General features: G+C 68.4%; 1 protein-coding gene. It reads left to right on the top strand.

The window, feature by feature from the left end; genetic code table 11:
- Window positions 1–331 (top strand): endonuclease/exonuclease/phosphatase family protein (locus D7X55_RS47135; protein ID WP_199747471.1); only part of this gene is annotated, 331 nt, incomplete at its 5' end.
- Window positions 332–408: the final 77 nt, after the last annotated feature.

Here is a 408-nt window from a genome sequence, read left to right as displayed (position 1 = left end):
GACCGGTACCGGCGCCAGGGACGCGGTGCTGCTGGGTGACTTCAATGCCTACGCGATGGAAGACCCGATCCGCGCCCTGCATGATCTGGGCTGGCAGGACGCGTTCAAGGTTGCCAAGGTCGAGCATCCCTACAGCTACGTCTACAACGGCTACACCGGCCGCCTCGACCACGCCCTGCTGAACCCGGGCATGGCCAGGCGCCTGCGCGGTGCCGCCGAATGGCACAGCAACGCCGACGAGCAGGACGCCAGCGGCTACCAGGGCCGCAACGTGCAGGGCCCGTGGCGCAGCTCCGACCACGACCCGCTGCTGCTGGGCTTCGACAAGTAACGCGCCAGGCCGGGGTCGGATCCCATTCCCACGGAATGGGCTCTGACCCAAGGCATCGCGGGGTCTGAGGCGTAGGG

The organism is Corallococcus sp. AB049A (assembly GCF_003668885.1).
Lineage (GTDB): Bacteria > Myxococcota > Myxococcia > Myxococcales > Myxococcaceae > Corallococcus > Corallococcus interemptor.
This window is presented reverse-complemented; position numbering and strand designations above follow the sequence as displayed.